13 protein-coding genes and 2 pseudogenes are annotated in these 17940 nt (G+C 51.2%); 6 read left to right on the top strand and 9 right to left on the bottom strand.

Going from position 1 to position 17940, the window contains the following annotated elements; translation table 11 throughout:
• The first annotated feature begins 131 nt into the window (after window positions 1–131).
• Both C1192_RS16025 and C1192_RS16020 read left to right on the top strand, forming a co-directional pair.
• Window positions 132–351: pseudogene (locus C1192_RS16025) on the top strand (ribbon-helix-helix domain-containing protein).
• A gap of 21 nt (window positions 352–372) precedes the next feature.
• Window positions 373–501 (top strand): annotated as a pseudogene (locus tag C1192_RS16020) (PIN domain-containing protein); the annotation flags it as partial.
• Between the two features lie 36 nt (window positions 502–537).
• Here the strand turns inward: C1192_RS16020 and fdhE are convergent.
• The 4 genes from fdhE to fdnG all read right to left on the bottom strand — a co-directional run bounded on the left by fdhE (window position 538) and on the right by fdnG (window position 6180).
• The gene (gene fdhE, locus C1192_RS16015) at window positions 538–1467 is read right to left on the bottom strand and encodes a formate dehydrogenase accessory protein FdhE (protein WP_000027717.1); all 930 of its coding nucleotides are present in this window, start codon (window positions 1465–1467) and stop codon (window positions 538–540) included.
• Window positions 1464–2099, bottom strand: coding sequence for a formate dehydrogenase cytochrome b556 subunit (gene fdoI / locus C1192_RS16010; RefSeq protein WP_000829020.1), 636 nt, complete (start codon window positions 2097–2099; stop codon window positions 1464–1466). Before fdoI ends, fdhE begins: the two co-directional genes overlap by 4 nt.
• Complete coding sequence (gene fdoH, locus C1192_RS16005; RefSeq protein WP_000331381.1) at window positions 2096–2998, bottom strand: formate dehydrogenase O subunit beta; 903 nt, start codon at window positions 2996–2998, stop codon at window positions 2096–2098. Before fdoH ends, fdoI begins: the two co-directional genes overlap by 4 nt.
• 125 nt (window positions 2999–3123) lie before the next feature.
• On the bottom strand, window positions 3124–6180 hold the full coding sequence (gene fdnG, locus C1192_RS16000) for a formate dehydrogenase-N subunit alpha (protein ID WP_158650417.1): 3057 nt from the start codon (window positions 6178–6180) through the stop codon (window positions 3124–3126).
• 193 nt (window positions 6181–6373) lie between these two features.
• Here fdnG and fdhD point away from each other — a divergent pair, with 193 nt between their 5' ends.
• The 4 genes from fdhD to C1192_RS15970 all read left to right on the top strand — a co-directional run bounded on the left by fdhD (window position 6374) and on the right by C1192_RS15970 (window position 13084).
• Window positions 6374–7210 (top strand): formate dehydrogenase accessory sulfurtransferase FdhD, encoded by an 837-nt coding sequence (gene fdhD / locus C1192_RS15985; protein ID WP_038355706.1) that lies wholly within the window; start codon window positions 6374–6376, stop codon window positions 7208–7210.
• 461 nt (window positions 7211–7671) lie between these two features.
• A complete protein-coding gene (locus C1192_RS15980) occupies window positions 7672–9507 on the top strand; it encodes an ATP-binding protein (RefSeq protein WP_038355707.1) in 1836 nt (611 codons plus the stop codon).
• A 142-nt stretch (window positions 9508–9649) separates the two neighbouring features.
• Entirely contained in the window at window positions 9650–11815 is a 2166-nt protein-coding gene (locus tag C1192_RS15975; protein WP_441006749.1) for a hypothetical protein, read from the top strand.
• Between the two features lie 213 nt (window positions 11816–12028).
• Window positions 12029–13084, top strand: a complete 1056-nt coding sequence (locus tag C1192_RS15970) for a YiiG family protein (RefSeq protein WP_038355708.1) — start codon at window positions 12029–12031, stop codon at window positions 13082–13084.
• Window positions 13085–13248: 164 nt separating this feature from the next.
• On the opposite strand, the gene araD is transcribed toward C1192_RS15970, so the two are convergent.
• Genes araD through yiaO form a run of 5 tightly spaced genes read right to left on the bottom strand, consistent with a single transcriptional unit; the run spans window position 13249 to window position 17936 of the window.
• Window positions 13249–13944: an L-ribulose-5-phosphate 4-epimerase gene (gene araD, locus C1192_RS15965; RefSeq protein WP_038355709.1), complete on the bottom strand. Its 696-nt coding sequence runs from the start codon at window positions 13942–13944 to the stop codon at window positions 13249–13251.
• Window positions 13938–14798: an L-ribulose-5-phosphate 3-epimerase gene (locus C1192_RS15960; protein WP_010376764.1), complete on the bottom strand. Its 861-nt coding sequence runs from the start codon at window positions 14796–14798 to the stop codon at window positions 13938–13940. The genes araD and C1192_RS15960 overlap by 7 nt, the downstream gene beginning before the upstream one ends.
• Window positions 14791–15453 (bottom strand): 3-keto-L-gulonate-6-phosphate decarboxylase UlaD, encoded by a 663-nt coding sequence (ulaD, locus tag C1192_RS15955; RefSeq protein ID WP_001517334.1) that lies wholly within the window; start codon window positions 15451–15453, stop codon window positions 14791–14793. The genes C1192_RS15960 and ulaD overlap by 8 nt, the downstream gene beginning before the upstream one ends.
• The gene (locus C1192_RS15950; RefSeq protein ID WP_038355710.1) at window positions 15450–16946 is read right to left on the bottom strand and encodes an FGGY-family carbohydrate kinase; all 1497 of its coding nucleotides are present in this window, start codon (window positions 16944–16946) and stop codon (window positions 15450–15452) included. The genes ulaD and C1192_RS15950 overlap by 4 nt, the downstream gene beginning before the upstream one ends.
• A 3-nt stretch (window positions 16947–16949) precedes the next feature.
• Entirely contained in the window at window positions 16950–17936 is a 987-nt protein-coding gene (gene yiaO, locus C1192_RS15945) for a 2,3-diketo-L-gulonate TRAP transporter substrate-binding protein YiaO (RefSeq protein WP_000776924.1), read from the bottom strand.
• Window positions 17937–17940 lie beyond the last annotated feature (4 nt).

Here is a 17940-nt window from a genome sequence, read left to right as displayed (position 1 = left end):
ACTGTAACTGTTGCATTGTTTCTGGAAAGTGTCTCGCAAAAACAAAACCACATGCGGAAACCAGCTTTCGTTAATTAATTTTCCAGTGTAAGTTTCATACATTAATTAACAGTATATGTTAGGTGGTAACGATGGCGATGAATACGGTTTTTCTTCATTTGTCAGAAGAGGCAATTAAAAGACTGAACAAACTCAGGGGCTGGCGTAAAGTTTCACGATCTGCAATTTTACGCGAAGCGGTGGAGCAATATCTGGAGCGGCAGCAATTTCCGGTACGTAAGGCAAAGGGAGGCAGGCAAAAGGGGGAGGCGCCAGGTGTTGAAGAATCCGTGTAAGGTGCATGAGGAATGACAAAAAGACTTTTTCATTCTTGAATATAAAATCAAAAAGCCAGATGCCATTATTCTGGCAACGGCACAGATTTATGGCTGCGAACTGGTAACGCGAAATACGAGAGATTTTGCGGGAATAGCAGGTGTTGTCACACCCAATGAACTGTAATCCGGGCGACCTGTGCCCCCCGGAAAACGTCAGAGATTACTCCCCTTCACCCGGGAACAGGAACGGGTTGATGGAGCTGCGGGCGTAGCCTTCTTGCTCCATTCGCGCGTCCAGTACCAGAGAGGCGAGGTCATCCGCCACAGCTTCAACTTTTGGATCTTTTTCCTGATAAAGAATCTTCAGGTAAGTGCCGCAGTCATCACAGCTTTCGGCTTTAATTGCAGCCTGTTCGTCATCCAGCGACCAGTAGTGCAGTTTGCCGCTCTGTTCGCAGTTGCTGCATTTTACGCGCACCACGTGCCATTCGGTTTCGCACAGGTTGCAGTGCAGATAACGCAGGCCCTGAGTCGTGCCGATTTGCACCATGCTGGAAACCGGCATCGAACCACAAACCGGGCAGTACTGACGTTGTTCGCCATATTCTGCACGGGCTTTGCCAGGGATCAGATTAGCCATCTGTGCCCAATAGAGCGACAACGCGGCCCAGATAAACGGCGCTTTATCACTGCTGACTGACGAGAAATCAGAGGTAAACAGCGCGTTGGCCATATCTTCCAGTTCCTGGGTCGATGCCTTCTCCAGATTCTCAATCACAGCCAGCGCCGGACCGCTCATTTCAGGTTTCAGTTCAGCAATCAGCGCCATCAGCAGTTTTTGCCAGTGCTTATCACGCGGCAGTACGTGAATATCCAGCGGTGGCTTGCCCTGTGCGCTTGCTTCTTTAATGCGTGTGGTCAGATCCATCTCCAGCGGATGGTCGTACAGCACCACTTCCTGGGCGTGGGCGATAAGCGCAGCAAAGCGCAGGTAATCACCCAGCGGATTATTTTCTGCCAGCTCGCGCAGACGCTCGGCGCGGCGGTTGTATAAATTTTTGAGCCGAGGGAACAATAACGGCGGAATCATATCCGCCGTACGTTTCTCGCTCGAACCCAGCTCATCTTGCGGGATTATGCGAATACTCATTCAGCTTTCTTTTCCGTTGTCTTGCGGACTTCACGATACCAGCGTGGATGGTGTTTCTTCGCCCATGCGCTGGTAACCCATCCTTCCACCATGGCGGTAATCGTGCCTTTCACCCAAAGGGCGGCGTAGATATGCACCATGATAACCACAATTAACGCCACTGCGGCAAATGAATGCAGCATTAACGCGAATCGGATCACCGGGATTGAGAAAGCAGGCGCAAAATAAGGACGCCAGATAATCACACCGCTCACCAGCAGCAGGACCAGGAAAATAATTGCCGCCCAGAAAACGCATTTCTGACCGAAGTTATAACGCCCGGTGTCACCTACTTCCTCGTTGACGACGATCTTACGAATATTCTTCGCCCAAAAGATATCATCCCGATTGATTAGGTTGTGATGCCAGTAACGGAAAAACATGATGATGAACGAGGCAAACATAACCACGCCAACAAACGGGTGCAGAATTCGCGCCAGTTGCGGCGTGCCCATGATTTGCATCAACCAGTTGAAAGAGGGGAACAAAAATCCCATCCCGCTTACCGCCGCCAGGATGAAGCAGAAGGCGGTGATCCAGTGGTTGATACGTTCCGGTGCGGTGTAGCGCACGATGGTGTCACGTCGTTTCATTTGCGCTCCTCGTCTTTCTCTTCGTGCAGATTATTCTCTTCCTCATCCGCACGGTTCGGACCGACACCCACGTAGTGGAAGATACTGGCCGCAAAGGTAGCCGCAAAGCCAACAGCCGCGAGCGGTTTCCAGATGCCTTTCCAGAATTTTACGGTTTGGCTGATTTCCGGATTTTCCGGCAAGCCATGATACAGATTCGGCTTGTCAGCATGGTGCAACACATACATCACGTGTGTACCACCGACGCCAGCCGGATCGTACAGACCCGCATTGTCGTAACCGCGGGTTTTCAGCTCAGCCACGCGCTCGCTCGCCAGCGTTTTCATCGACTCTTTCGTACCGAAGTGAATCGCGCCTGTCGGGCAGGTCTTCACGCAGGCCGGTTCTTGCCCAACCACTACACGGTCTACGCACAGCGTGCATTTGTAGACGCGGTTGTCTTCCGGATTGAGGCGAGGAATATCGAATGGACAGCCCGCGATACAATAACCGCAGCCAATGCACTGCTCGGACTGGAAGTCGACGATACCGTTGGCATACTGAATAATTGCCCCTTCCGCCGGGCACGCTTTCAGGCAGCCTGGATCGGAACAGTGCATACAGCCGTCTTTGCGGATCAGCCATTCCAGTTTGTCGTTTTGCTCCACTTCCGAGAAGCGCATCACCGTCCACGATTTGGCACTTAAATCATTAGGGTTGTCATACACCCCAATGTTATTGCCGACGGTATCGCGAATGTCGTTCCACTCTGAACACGCCACCTGACAGGCTTTACAGCCGATACAGGTGGTGACGTCGATGAGTTTCGCCACTTCTTCCTGGAAATCCCGCGCCTGAGGGGCGGGGGTCAGACCGTTAGTCGCGGAACGACGAATGATATCTTGAGATTGGTAAGCCATATTTCGTCTCCGTACCCTTCATCTTTCAGCTTGCAGGTTCGCTGGCTTCCTTATTCATCCCGGTCACATAGTGTTTCTGCTCCCGGTCTTCATGGCGTTGCCAGCTCCCTGCAATCTGAAATCTATTAGGTATCCACCTTTTCCACATTCACGAGGAAGGATTTAAACTCCGGCGTCTGCGTGTTCGCATCACCGACGAATGGCGTCAACGTATTGGCAATAAAGCCTTTTTTCGCTACGCCTTCATAGCCCCAGTGAATCGGAATACCGATGGTATCGATATCTTTGCCGTTCGCTTTCAGCGTGCGAATACGTTTGGTCACCACTGCTTTGGCTTTGATATAGCCGCGGTTGGAGGAGACTTTCACGGTATCGCCCTGGGCAATGCCAAGTTTGTTCGCCAGCGACTCACCGATTTCCACAAACTGCTCTGGCTGCAAAATCGCGTTCAACAGCGCGTGTTTAGTCCAGTAGTGGAAATGCTCGGTCAGACGATAGGTGGTTCCGACATACGGGAACTTATCGGCTTTACCTAATGCTTCAGCGTCATATTTAAAGATACGCGCAGCCGGGTTTGAGATAACGTTTGGATGCAGCGGGTTAGTCCCCAGCGGCGTTTCAAACGGCTCGTAGTGTTCCGGGAACGGACCCTCCGCCATTTTATCGAGGGCAAACAGACGACCCATGCCTTCCTGCTGCATGATAAACGGCCCGACGCCGCTGCCCGGAGGCGCTGCGCTGTAGTCTGGAATATCCCAGCCGGTCCACTTGGTGCCGTCCCATTTCAGCAACTGACGCTTCGGATCCCACGGGTTACCCTGCGGGTCTGCGGAGGCGCGGTTATACAGAATGCGGCGGTTAAGCGGCCATGCCCATGCCCAGCCCAACGTGTTACCGAGGCCAGACGGATCGGCGTTATCACGACGCGCCATCTGGTTGCCTTCCGGCGTCCAGCTACCGGCGAAAATCCAGCAGCCACAGGAGGTTGTTCCGTCATCACGCAGTTGGGCAAACGAGCTAAGTTGTTGGCCTTTTTTAACAATGACCGCTCCGGTTGCCGGGTCGGTAATATCGGCCAGCGCCTTACCGTTGCTCTCCATCGCCACTTCTTCTGAAGATGGCTCATGCGGAATGGCGTAGTTCCAGGTCATGTTCAGCACCTGATCCGGATTTGCGCCGCCCTGTTCGGCATACATCTTGCGCAAGCGCAGGAAGATACCGGAAAGGATTTCGCCATCAGTCAGCGCAATCCCCGGGGCGTCCGCGCCTTTCCAGTGCCACTGCAACCAGCGACCGGAGTTAACGATAGAACCGTTTTCTTCCGCGAAGCAGGTCGATGGCAGACGGAACACTTCGGTCTGGATCTTCGAAGAATCGACTTCGTTCAGCTCACCGTGGTTCTGCCAGAAGTTAGAGGTTTCAGTGTTCAGCGGGTCGATGGTCACGAGGAACTTCAGTTTCGACAGACAACCGATCACTTTGTTTTTGTTCGGGAATGAGGCAACCGGGTTAAAGCCCTGGCAGATATAGCCATTGACCTTGCCCTCTTTCATCATCTCGAAGTATTGCAGGACGTCGTAGCCTTTATCCCACTTCGGCAACCAGTCAAAGCCCCAGCTATTTTCCGCCGTTGCTTTATCGCCAAAGAATGCTTTCATCATCGAGACGAAGAATTTCGGGTAGTTGCTCCAGTAGTTGACCTGACCTTCCAGCAGCGGTTTCGGCGTGCTGGCGGCGAGGTAGGTTTGCAAATCGGTTTGCTTCTCGCTCGGTAGCGTCATGTAACCCGGCAGGCTCTGCGACAGCAGCCCCAGATCCGTCAGTCCCTGAATGTTGGAGTGACCGCGCAGGGCGTTAACGCCACCGCCTGCCATCCCCATATTGCCGAGCAGCAACTGGATCATCGCCATCGTGCGGATGTTCTGTGCACCAACGGAGTGTTGCGTCCAGCCGAGCGCGTAGAGGAACGAGGCGGTTTTATCGTGAGCACTGGTTTCTGCGATGTATTCGCAGACTTTCAGGAACGCGTCTTTTGGCGTACCACAAATGTTTTCAACCACATCTGGCGTATAACGGGAAACGTGCTGTTTCAGCAGGTTCCATACGCAACGTGGGTGTTGCAACGTGGTATCGCGTTTGGCAAAGCCGTTTTCGTCCAGTTCATAAGTCCAGCTAGACTTATCGTACTTGCGTTTTTCCGCGTCGTAGCCGGTGAACAGGCCATCTTCAAAGCCGTAATCCTCACGCACGATCAGGCTGGCGTTGGTATAGGCTTCGGTGTATTCGCGGTTGAATTTTTCATTGTTCAGCAGGTACAGCAATACGCCTGACAGGAAAGCAATGTCAGTACCGGAACGAATAGGGGCATAGTAGTCAGCCACCGCTGCCGTACGCGTAAAGCGAGGATCGATCACAATCAGCTTCGCGCCGTTGTGAATTTTGGCTTCCATCGCCCAGCGGAATCCGACCGGGTGAGCTTCAGCGGCATTACCGCCCATCACCACAACAAGGTTGGCGTTCTTGATGTCGACCCAGTGGTTGGTCATCGCACCGCGACCAAATGTTGGAGCAAGACTTGCTACCGTTGGTCCGTGTCAGACACGCGCCTGGTTGTCGACCGCGAGCATACCCAGCGCGCGCGAGAATTTTTGCGTTAAATAGCCGGTTTCGTTACTCGACGCGGAAGCACACAGCATCCCGGTGGAGAGCCAGCGGTTAACAGTCACGCCTTCGGCGTTTTGCGCAATGTAGTTAGCATCGCGGTCTTCTTTCATCAGTTTGGCGATGCGATCAAACGCCTCTTCCCAACTGATTTGCTGCCATTTATCAGAACCAGGTGCACGGTATTCCGGGAACTTCAGACGGCTTTCGGAGTGGATGAAATCCACCAGGCCAGCGCCTTTCGGACAAAGCGCACCGCGGTTGACCGGGTGATCCGGGTCACCTTCGATATGGAAGATAGATGCTTTGGCGTTTTTTGCTCCGTCACCGAGGCTGTACATCAGTAGCCCACAACCAACAGAACAATAGGTGCAGGTATTACGGGTTTCGCGGGTGCGCAGCAGTTTATACTGCCTTGTCTCCGCGAGTGCTACGCTGGGTGCAAAACCCAGTGCCGCTGCCGTGGTGCCTGCCATACCGCCAGCGCAGATCTTAAAGAACTGCCTTCTGCTGACCTGCATGGATTGCTCCTTGTTTCGACATTGTCACGTCCCATTTACATTCGCTTGCTGCGCGTGCAGGGAGTGGGAGTTATTTTTCTTTGCGGAAGAGGCCGCAAAGGTCCAGAATTGGCTCAATTTCCCTCCATCCAGGAAGGGGTTGTAACAGAATACCATAATCTTGGTGTGTGTGTTCTTATCTGGTTAAGAGAAAGTGAAAAAAACACAGCAAAAAGAAATCAAAAATGTGACAAATATCACAGGGATGCGTCAAATTGAGTTATGGCGGCGTGATGATTTACAACATTCCCGGCTTGATGAAGTCGCGGAAGAAGTTCCCGTTGCGTTGGTCTACAACGGTATTTCGCATGTGGTGATGATGGCCTCGCCAAAAGACCTTGAGCTCTTTGCGCTCGGTTTTTCGCTTTCAGAAGGAATTATCGAAAACCCGCGTGATATCTTCGGTATGGACGTTGTTCCTTCCTGTAACGGTCTTGAAGTGCAAATCGAGCTTTCCAGCCGCCGCTTTATGGGGCTGAAAGAGTGCCGCCGGGCGCTGGCCGGGCGCACGGGCTGTGGTGTCTGTGGCGTAGAGCAACTTAATGACATTGGTAAACCGGTGCAGCCACTGCCGTTCACCCAGACCTTTGATCTCAACAAACTGGATGACGCATTACGTCATCTCAATGACTTCCAGCCCGTGGGGCAATTGACCGGTTGTACGCACGCCGCCGCCTGGATGCTGCCTTCTGGTGAACTGGTGGGCGGACATGAAGACGTGGGTCGCCATGTAGCGTTGGATAAACTGCTGGGTCGCCGGGCGCGGGAAGGCGAAAGCTGGCTGCAAGGTGCGGTGCTGGTTTCCAGTCGTGCCAGTTATGAAATGGTACAAAAGTCAGCGATGTGCGGCGTAGAGATTTTGTTTGCGGTGTCTGCCGCGACAACGCTGGCGGTGGAAGTTGCTGAGCGTTGTAACCTGACATTAGTGGGCTTTTGTAAGCCAGGCAGGGCAACGGTTTATACCCATCCTCAGCGTTTAATTCATCATTAAAAAATACCGCAATTCTGATTACGGGTTGCGGTTTTATTTTTTTATTAAATAATCCTCAACATATTATTCAGCATTTAAATATAATTACTATTTATTTGTAGTAAATATACTCGTTAACTCCGGCGGTTAAAGATATACTTCTTTCACGTTACGCGATGAATTAATGATATTATTTATATGGACGTTTTGAACTAATCATCGTATCAATAAATAAAGACGTGTAACTAATGAGTAAAGGGAAACAACAATTTTATTCCAGCATTAAAAACAGCAATAAGTATTACTGACAAAATGCAAAATATTTTTGTCGGATGCGGCGTAAACGCCTCATCCGACCTGTAAATCGTACAGATTTAATGAATTCCGTAGGCCTGATAAGCGCAGTGCATCAGGCAATTTCGTGTTTGTTGTCAACCTCAATGTATTTTCAATAGTGGGTGATGGATTATGAGTATTGAAAAATGAGTACATTACAGTTACCAGGCAGTTCATATTCAACAGAAGTTAATTTAAACGGCTTAATTGAGGTGCTCAGCAAGCATCTTTACTCCACACCTGTGGTTGCCGTGCGCGAACTGGTGCAGAACGGGCATGATGCAATTGTGCGTCGCAGGATTGAGCAACCTGATGCACCAAAGGACAATCTGATCCGTGTGGTAGCTGACGTGGCGAAGTCCACCATCACCATTAGCGATACCGGCGCAGGCCTGACGGAAAGTGAAATTCATGGCTTTCTGGCAACGGTTGGTGTGGGTTATACCCGAATGTTGCGCCAGCAGGATGACGATACGGGGCTCATTGGCATGTTCGGCCTCGGCTTTTTGTCGGCCTTTGTGCTGGCAAAAGAGGTCACGGTGTTGACCACATCCTGGCAAACGCCGGATCAGAGCTGGAAATACCACTCTACCGACGGGCAAAAATACACCGTTACCCCGCATCAAAACTCGGCTCCGGGTACGCAGGTCATTCTGACGCTCAAAGAAGAGTACAGCCATCTGGCGAGTAACAATTTGCTGAACCGCGTTCTTTCCCGCTACTGCATATTGCTGCACGAGCCGGTCTATGTGGGCGATACCAGCGAGCCGGTGAATAAACTCCAGCCGCCGTGGCGTGAAGTTGCCCCCGAAGGCGTAACCATGCACCGCGCGTTGGTGCAGCGTAAAAATCTCGCCTTTGCCGCCCAGTTTGAATCCTCCTTCGAACCGATTTGTACCATTCCGGTAGTACCGGCGGGGATGAGCGATGCCGTCGGGATTTTATGGATTCAGGATGGTGCAACTTATGGCACCAGCGATAACCGCAACCTGTCGTTGTTTTTGCGCGGCATGTTACTCGATGACGAAGCGCGTGAGCTGTTACCGCCCTGGGCCGGTTTTATTGGCGGTGTGATTGAATCATCGAAACTGACGCCGACGGCGAGCCGGGAAGATCTTCAGCGAGATGAAACCTGGGTTGCGGTGCAGGAGGCGTTAAAAGAGTCGCTGATCTCTGGTTTGTCCGATCTCGCACAAAACCAGCCAGAAATATGGCGACGGGTATTAATGCGCCATAACGAGGCGTTACTGGGTGCGGCATTGTGTGATGATCGTCTGTTTGATTTGCTGAAAGACCGTTTGCAGGTGCCAACCTCAAAAGGAGCGTTGCTGGCGAAAGATTTACGCATCAATAACAGCATTCATATTCTGTTAAGCCGCGACGGCGGTTTTGAAGAGATGTTGTTCCACATTCTGCAACGACCCGTTGCGCGTGGCGATCGCTATGCCGTGGTGCCATTTTTACGCCGTTGGGCGCTGTTATATCACTGCCGGATTATCGAAGTCGGTACGCAAACGGGTAATGAGCAGTTGTTCAGCCTGGCGGAGTTGCCCGAAGAGCAGGTTGCGTATCTGGAAGAGCAGCTCTGCGATGGTGAGCAATTAATTATTTCCCGCTTCGAACCGGCCGTTTTACCGTTAGTCGTCACGCCAGACCGGGAAGCGGAATTAAAACAAATTCTTGAGCAGGATGATGCCGATAAGCGCATCAGCACCGCGGCGTTAATGCTGGCGCGGCAATTTACCTCGCAAATCCAAAAGACCAAAACATCAAGTCTGTATATCAACCTTAATAATCCCTGCGTCATGCAACTGGTGACGGCATTACAACATCAACAGCAACCAGAGGCGGCATTACGATTATTAAAATCGCTAAAAGTGATTTTGTGTTCCAGCGGTAATAAAGAGCAGCAGTGGGATTTACACCAGGCACTGGAAGATTTTACTCAGGTTATTCCTGTTTTAATTAATCAAGGAAAATAAAATGGATACATGGGAGTGGTACAATAAATATAGTTAGGAGTTGCGCGATGCCGGGCAAGAATATATTCCGCAACTTATTGATGATTTTTCAGAAGGTGTTTTGCATCTGCAAATGGAAAAGTGCGATTCATTATTACCGGAAATGAAAGCACTTAATCAGGTGGCAAAAAATCCGTGGCTGGAAATATTTATCGGACACTGGGAAATGCGCCATCGTCTGACTAACCACGAAGAAGGCGAAAAAGTGCTGCCTGATGTGGTGGCGCTGTTTGAAAAAGCACATCGGGAAGAGGCGAAAGATTGCCCGCAATCTATCTGCGTTACGCAGGATTTATCCGCCTGCTACGAGAATATAGATGCCCCAGGCTGGGCTAATGAACGCATGGCGGTATGTGAAGAGACCATCGCGCGCATTGATCCGACCTGGAGCTGTTTTATGTGTTTATCCTGCGAATATGCCAGCGCACTGATGGATTCCAACAAAACAGAAGAGGCGTTGGTTTATATCGACAGGCAAATCGACGCGGTAAACGCAGCGGGGAGTGAATATTTAGAAGCGCTGCTGGCGACCCGTGCCGATATTTTGGTTGCCCTTCAGCGTTACGATGAAGCACGCAAATTGATTGATGAACTGGCAGAAGAAAATGATTACTGGGGACGCGACCGTATCAGTTATCAGTTGAAAAAACTGTACATCATGGCGTTATGCGGACAGGACGAAGAAGTCTGGAAGGAATTGCCGCGTTGGTCAGATCTGACTCCCTATTCATGGGGCATGTGGGTAAAGATTATTACCGTACTGCTTCCTCGCCATCCGCAGAGAAACCATTGGCAACTGGCGCGCATTATCCAACAAATGCTGGAGCATCGTTCGCAGGCTGGGGCGCACCGCAAAGTGGTTGATCTGGCAAAACTGCAAATCACCCTCGCGCTGGAACGTGAATCTGTCTGGGTTGCTAAAATGGCGATGAAACTGGCCCAGCGGCACATGCCGAAATTACGCGCGTTATTGGGTGTCGATCGTGAATTTCTCGAACTCAGCGAAAAAATCGCCGCCAAAGAGGCGGAGTTGCTTGCTCGCCCGATAGTGGAAGCATCTGAAAATAGCGATGAAGAAACGCAGCCAGACCCAGAAAAAGACGTAGAGGTATTCCGCCGTGCTTACCTGAACACGCCAGATGATACTGAATTGCTGGGCAAACTGGTCAATGCATTAAACGCCTGTAATGCGATCAATGAGTCGATCGAACTTTTGCAATGTTACGTTGAAAGTCATATTGAGGAAGATAACGGTCTCTGTTTCGACCTGCTGGATTTGTTGCTTAACCGTGGCGATCAGCAAACCATTGAGCACCTGGCGAAGCTGTATGAACAGGCGGGGCTGCTACATATGGCGCTGTGGTTCCGCGCGCGAGTGATCAACCAACAGGAAGACTGGAGTGAACTGGAGACAATTGGTCAACAATTGCTGGAAAACGCAAAAGGGCGCGAGTGGCCAGGCGTTTATCGTATGTGCTCCTGGGCGGCGCAAAAACAGGATGCCTGGGATCGGCAACTGGATTATTTACAGCAATTACAGCAGCTTTTGATTAGCCGTGAAGAAGATATTCGCAATCTCCAGTGGGATATCATGGCGACCGCCAGCATCTTACAACAATGGGATCTGGTGCGTGCTATTGCAGCCGAGCTGGAAATAGAACTTACGGAAGGCGAAGGTTTTATCGACGAAAAATGGGGGTTATTGAACATCCGTTTCCGGGAAAACTTCGAATACCGCTATTACTATGCCCAGCGGATTGGGCCGGTAACGGCAAGGATTATAGAGCCGACTTACCGGACCGATTTCCCGCAACATGTTGATGAAATTGTCGTTTTCGATGCGGAAATGTTGAATACCCGACCAGAAGACGAAGAAGAGCAGAAGAATTTCACTCCGCTCTATGGGTGCCTGCAAACCATTATCCCGACCGGGTACGGCGAGTCCTGGTTCTGCGAAGGTGTTATGCCTGGTGAAGAACAGTTTAATACCTTCCGTGAGGCGCTCCGTGAACGAAACTGGTACTACTGGAGCAACAGTAATGATGACTATACGTTAACGGACAGTCATCAGGGAGAAGATGCACAGCCGCTGTCTGCGTTCTACTTTGTCATCAGTGCACCGCGTTCAGTTTCTAAAGGTGATATCGATAAGAGCCTGAGTGAATTGACCGCTGACTGGGAACATCCGTTGTGCTGGTGGCGTCTTGCCAAAGAAGCCGGTGCGAATGAAGAGAAGCATGCTGCTATTTCTGAACGTTATGGGATGTAATCGGGGCTTAAATAATGGGGAGCAGGAAACTCCCCCTCCGCAACGGCTGAACTGTTAATTAAATTAAGTTCTGCGATTTATATATTAAATTGCAGAGCTTATTCATTCTGTGAATTATATGTGTTTATTTATAAACAAAACGCGTGTAGTGACATTTTATTTTTTTTATTTATTATATTTACTCTCTTATTTATCTATTTATAAGGCAATTAAATGAAAAGGAATTTATTATCTTCCGCTATTATAGTCGCTATAATGGCTCTCGGTATCACTGGCTGTGATGATAAAAAAGCCGAAACAGAAACTCCCCCGCCCGCCAATAGTCAACCTGCCACACCAGCTCCTGAAGCGAAACCTACAGAAGCCCCCGTTGCAAAAGCAGAAGCTAAACCTGAAACACCTGCGCAACCGGTGGTCGATGAACAAGCGGTTTTTAACGAAAAAATGGATATCTATATCAAGTGCTACAACAAGTTACAGCTCCCTGTGCAGAACAGTCTGGCACGTTACGCTGACTGGCTGAAAGATTTTAAACAGGGGCCTACCAGTAAAGAGAGAACTGTTTATGGCATCTACGGCATCAGTGAATCCAATCTCTCTGAGTGTGAAAAAGGCGTAAAAAGTGCTGTGGCGTTAACGCCTGCGCTGCAACCTATTGATGGCGTGGCGGTGGGTTATATCGATGCTGCCGTGGCGTTGGGTAATACTATTAACGAAATGGATAAATATTACACCCAGGAAAATTATAAAGACGATGCGTTTGCCAAAGGGAAAACGCTGCACCAGACATTCTTAAAAAATATTGAAGCCTTTGAGCCTGTAGCAGAATCTTATCATGCGGCAATTCAGGAAATTAATGATAAGCGCCAGCTTGCGGAACTGAAAAATATTGAACAAAGAGAAGGGAAAACATTCAACTACTACTCTCTGGCGGTCATGATTTCAGCGAAACAAATTAATAACCTGATATCGCAAGATAAGTTTGATGCCGAAGCGACAATGAAGAAAGTGACTGAACTTGAAACGCTGGTGGCGCAGGCCAAAGAAGCGGATAAAGGCGGCATGAATTTCTCGTTCATTAATTCGGCAGATCAATATCAGCTCGAGGCTAAAAAATATGTTCGCCGCGTCAGAGATAAAGTCCCGTACTCTGACTGGGATAAAGAGCAACTTCAGGATGCAAACTCAAGTTGGATGGTCGAAGACTCTTTCCCGAGAGCATTACGCGAGTACAACGAAATGGTTGATGACTATAATCGCCTGCGCTAAACATTTTTGATTTTGCTGATCAATGTAATGTCGGATACGGCAGTGGACATCAGCCTGACTGAGCCAGCGCAACAGACGAGTTGCTAATCGAAGTGGCGGTGTTGTGCGGATACGGAAGCATATCAATTCATCGTTCCGGGGCGATGAAGCCCCGGCGTGAGAGATTACTGCCCGTAATAAGCATTCGCCCCATGCTTACGCAGGTAGTGTTTATTCAGCAGTTCGTTTTGCATGGCAGGAAGCTGCGGCGCGAGCTGGCGTGAGAACAGTCCCATATAGGCGCATTCTTCCAGTACTACGGCATTATGCACCGCATCGGCGGCATTTTTTCCCCAGGCGAACGGGCCGTGAGAATGCACCAGCACCGCCGGAATTTGCGCTGGACTCCTGCCGCGTTCTTCGAAAGTTTCAATGATCACTTCGCCGGTCTGGTATTCATACTCGCCGTTGATCTCCTTTGCGGTCATCAGGCGCGTGCAGGGGATGGCACCATAGAAGTAATCGGCGTGCGTGGTGCCCCAGGCGGGGAGATCCAGCCCGGCCTGCGACCAGATAGTGGCGTGGCGCGAGTGGGTATGCACAATACCGCTGATTTCTGCATAGCGACGGTAGAGTGCCAGATGCGTTGGCGTGTCGGAAGAGGGCTTTTTGCTGCCTTCCACCACCTTACCGCTGGCTATTTCAATCACCACCATATCATCGGCGGTCATCACGTCGTACTCGACACCGGAAGGCTTGATCACCATCCATTGTCGCGTTTCGTCTACCGCGCTGACATTGCCCCAGGTGAACGTCACCAGATGATGAGCGGGAAGCGCCAGGTTCGCCGCCAGCACTTCGGCTTTTAGTTGCTCTAACATATAAATCCGGCCTCCTGCATACGTGCTTCAATCCAGCGCCGCGCCTGAATAATTTCCAGCACCGGCTCATTGGCTTTTTCTGTCCACATCTCAATCAGGAATGAACCGCGATAATTCAGTTCATGCAGCGTTTTAAAGATGCCAACGAAATCAACGCAGCCTTCGCCAAACGGCACATCACGAAACTGACCAGGGCTTTGCTCTGTGACTGGTTGAGTGTCTTTCAGGTGAATAGCCGCGATACGGTCAATCCCCAATTTCAGTTCAGCGGGAACATCATTGCCCCAGGCGCTAAGGTTGCCGACGTCCGGGTAGACGGTGAACCACGGCGAGGCGAGCATTTCATCCCATTTTTTCCACTTGCTGATGGAGTTCATAAACGCGGTGTCCATAATCTCCACCGCCAGCATCACTTGCGATGCCGCCGCCTGTTCAACCGCCCACGCCAGCCCTTCAGCAAACCGTTGCTGTGTGCCTTCGTCATGGTCTTCGTAATAGACGTCGTAGCCCGCCAGTTGAATGGTACGAATACCGAGATCGCGTGCCAGACGAATCGCTTTGCTCATGATCTCCCGTGCTCGCTGGCGTACCGCCTCGTCACGGCTGCCAAAAGGAAAACGGCGATGGGCAGAAAGGCACATTGATGGAATGGCAACGCCTGTTTCGATCATCGCGGTGACCAGCGAAGCCCTTTGTGCGGCGCTCCAGTCAAGGCGCGCCAGACGCTCATCAGTTTCATCCACCGACATTTCGACAAAATCAAAACCGCAGCTTTTTGTCAGCACCAACCGCTCTGGCCAGGAGAGATTTTTTGCCAGTGCTTTTTCATAAATACCTAACGGATGATTACGCACGCGCGCCTCCCCAGATAGTATCGATTTGCGCATGGAAATCGGCAGCAACCTGTGTCGGATTTGCTGCGCCCGTCAGCGCTCGCCCGGCAATAAACGCCTTCACGCGGATATCTTTAAATAGCGGCAGGTCGGCAGGGGTAATTCCGCCGGTAATAGAAAGTTCGAGGCCGATATCAGAAAGTGCCTTCATACGTGCCAGATCGGTCTCGCCCCACTGCTGCCCGCTGGCCTGCGCGTCGCGACCACGATGATAAATCGCTTGTCGCACGCCAATTCGATACCAGTCGCAGGCGTCGTCCAGCGTCCAGTTGCCGAATAGTTCAATCTGAATTTCACCGCCGTAGCGTTGCGCCATCGCATGGCCTTTTTCTACCGTGGCGAGCGGTGCGGCGCAGATAATGGTCATCCAGTTGGCTCCCGCGCTAAACGCCTGTTGAGCGAGCGTTTCACCGGCGTCGGCAACTTTCCAGTCAGCGACGATGATTTTGTTCGGGCACTGTTCACGCAAGGCTCTCACCGCGCCAAGCCCTTCGTTTAAGCAGAGAATGGTGCCCGCTTCGACGATATCGACGCTGTCTTTTAACAGCGTCACGTCGCGCTGTGCGGCTTCAAGCGATGAGTGGTCGAGGGCCAGTTGTAGAAAAGGTTGGCTCATAAATGATGCTCCTTGATATGGACGTGATAGCCCTGAATTGCGGCAATTAAATGTTGATAGCGTTGATATTTTTGTTGGTAATGCTGATGTGCGGTCATGTCCGGTAGCAGTGTGCGTACCGGATGCTGCAAGCTGCGCTGGGCTTCATTGAAATTGCGATAAACCCCCGTACCGACGCGGGCGGCAAGCGCCGCGCCAAAACATCCGGTTTCTTCTACCTGCGGCAGTTCAATGCGTAAGCCGCTGACATCTGCCAGCATTTGCATCCAGACATCAGAATGCGCAGGGCCACCAGTGACGCGAAGGGTATGCACATCGGTAAAACGTTCACGCATCCGGTTGAGATGCGTCATGTGACTGAACACCACACCTTCATAAATGGCCTGCAACAGATGTGCGCGGGTGTGTATCGCCTGCATACCGTAGAAACCGCTGGTCATCTCGAGTCCGGCGTTGCTGCCGTACAGGAATGGCAGAAAAAAGAGAGTGCCATTGGCTTTTGGCAAGCTGGCAACGGCCTGGTTGATTTCATCAAATGAGATTCCTCCCCACTGCGCGGTAAACCATTCGAGATTGCCGGAGGAGGTCGGGCTGGCTTCGTGAACGATGAACTCACCGTCGTTGACGTAGCGGCCATAGACATACGGATGCGCTTCGCCGTCACGCAGACCTGATGTAATACCGCTGGTCACCGCCCAGGTGCCCATCACTGCGTTGAGGGTAAATTCGTCGTCGATCCCGGCGCAGAGCGCGGTGGAAACCACATCAAACAGACCGCCGACAACGGGCGTACCCGCTTCCAGACCGGTCAATTCGGCTGTCTGAGCGGTGATTTCCCCGCAAATTTCGGCTGAACCGACAACAGGCGGCAGGGCGTGATTGATTTCACTGATCCCCAGCCAGTCGGTGAGGCGTGGGTCATATTGCCCGCTGCTCATGTTGTAGAGATTGGACTCCGAAATATTGCTCTCTTCGCAGCCTTTTACGCCGGTTAAACACCAGCGCAGGTAGTCATGTGTCATCATCACGCAGCCAATTTGTGCATAGCGTTCTGGTTCGTGCTCTTTCAGCCAACGTAGCAGCGACACAGGATGCCCGGTCCACAGCGTTTGTCGGGTCAGTGGGTAGAGCTTTTCCGGTACGTCTTCTTCCTGCCAGCGACGAACGATTGCCATCGCCCGGCGGTCAGAGGATAAAATGGCGTTACCGAGCGGGTTGTTATTTTTATCTAGTAGAAACAATCCCTTACCTTGTGCTGAAATGCCGATGCCGACAATTTGAGCACCACTGACACCGGTATTTGCAAGCAGATCGCGAATGACGGAAGTGCAGCATTGCCACAGTTCTGCCATATCGCGCTCTACCCAACCTGGCTGCGGGCTTAATGCGCACAGCGGCAGGCGCTGCACGCCCGCCTCCCGGCCTTCGCGGTCATACAGTCCGGCTTTTAGCCAGCTACCGCCACAATCTAACCCCAGCCAGTATTGCGTCATGGTTTATTGCACCTCATCCACGGCTTTCAGCAGATCAGCACCCTGCGGAACATCTTTAACAAACATGTCGCGGATCTGAGTACCCAGGGCGTCGCTAAAGGCTTTGCGGTCAAGATCGGTGATGACTTCTACACCGGCGTCTTTCATACCGTCGATGATTTTTTGCTGATCTTCAGCAACCAGTTTGCGCTGGTAGCTACCCGCTTCTTGCGCGGAGGAGACCAGAGCTTCCTGCATCTGCGGGCTTAAGCCATCAAACTTCGCTTTGTTGATCACCACCAGAAGCGGTGAATAAGCGTGATGTGTCAGAGAAAGGTGCTTTTGTACTTCGTAAAATTTTGCTGACCAGACGACGTTGATCGGATGCTCTTGCGCGTCGATGGTGCGAGTTTCCAGGCCGGTATAGACTTCAGCAAATGGCATCGGGATTGGGTTGGCACCGAACACTTTAAATGCGGCGATATTCATCGGGCTGTTGTTGGTGCGAATCTTCAGTCCTTTCAGGTCTGCAGGGGTTTTTACCGGCGCGCGAGAGTTAGTCACATCACGCCAGCCGTTTTCCCAGTACGCCAGTACTTTCAGTCCTTTGCCTTCGAGGGAGGCTTTCAACTCGTCGCCCACTTTGCCATCGAGGGTTTTATGCGCGTGGGCGGTATCGCGGAACAGGAAAGGTACATCCAGCAGGTTTATCACGGGTGAGAGTCCCGCAAAGTTATTCGAGCCGGACATCTCCATATCAATGGTGCCACCGCGCACACCACTGATCATCGCCTGTGCATTGCCGAGGGTACTGTCCGGGAACAGTTTTAATTTCAGCTCACCTTTGGTTTTCTCTTGCAATAATTCATTGAATTTTTTTGCCGCAATATGTTGCGAATCGGTTTGTGATGTTTCATAACCGAAACGTAATGATTGTGCCGCCAGAGAAGATGTACTGAATGTAGCCACTCCGGCAATTAATAAAGCGTAGGTTACAGAACGTAATTTCATAATA

The organism is Escherichia marmotae (assembly GCF_002900365.1).
In the GTDB taxonomy this organism is placed as follows: domain Bacteria; phylum Pseudomonadota; class Gammaproteobacteria; order Enterobacterales; family Enterobacteriaceae; genus Escherichia; species Escherichia marmotae.
This window is presented reverse-complemented; position numbering and strand designations above follow the sequence as displayed.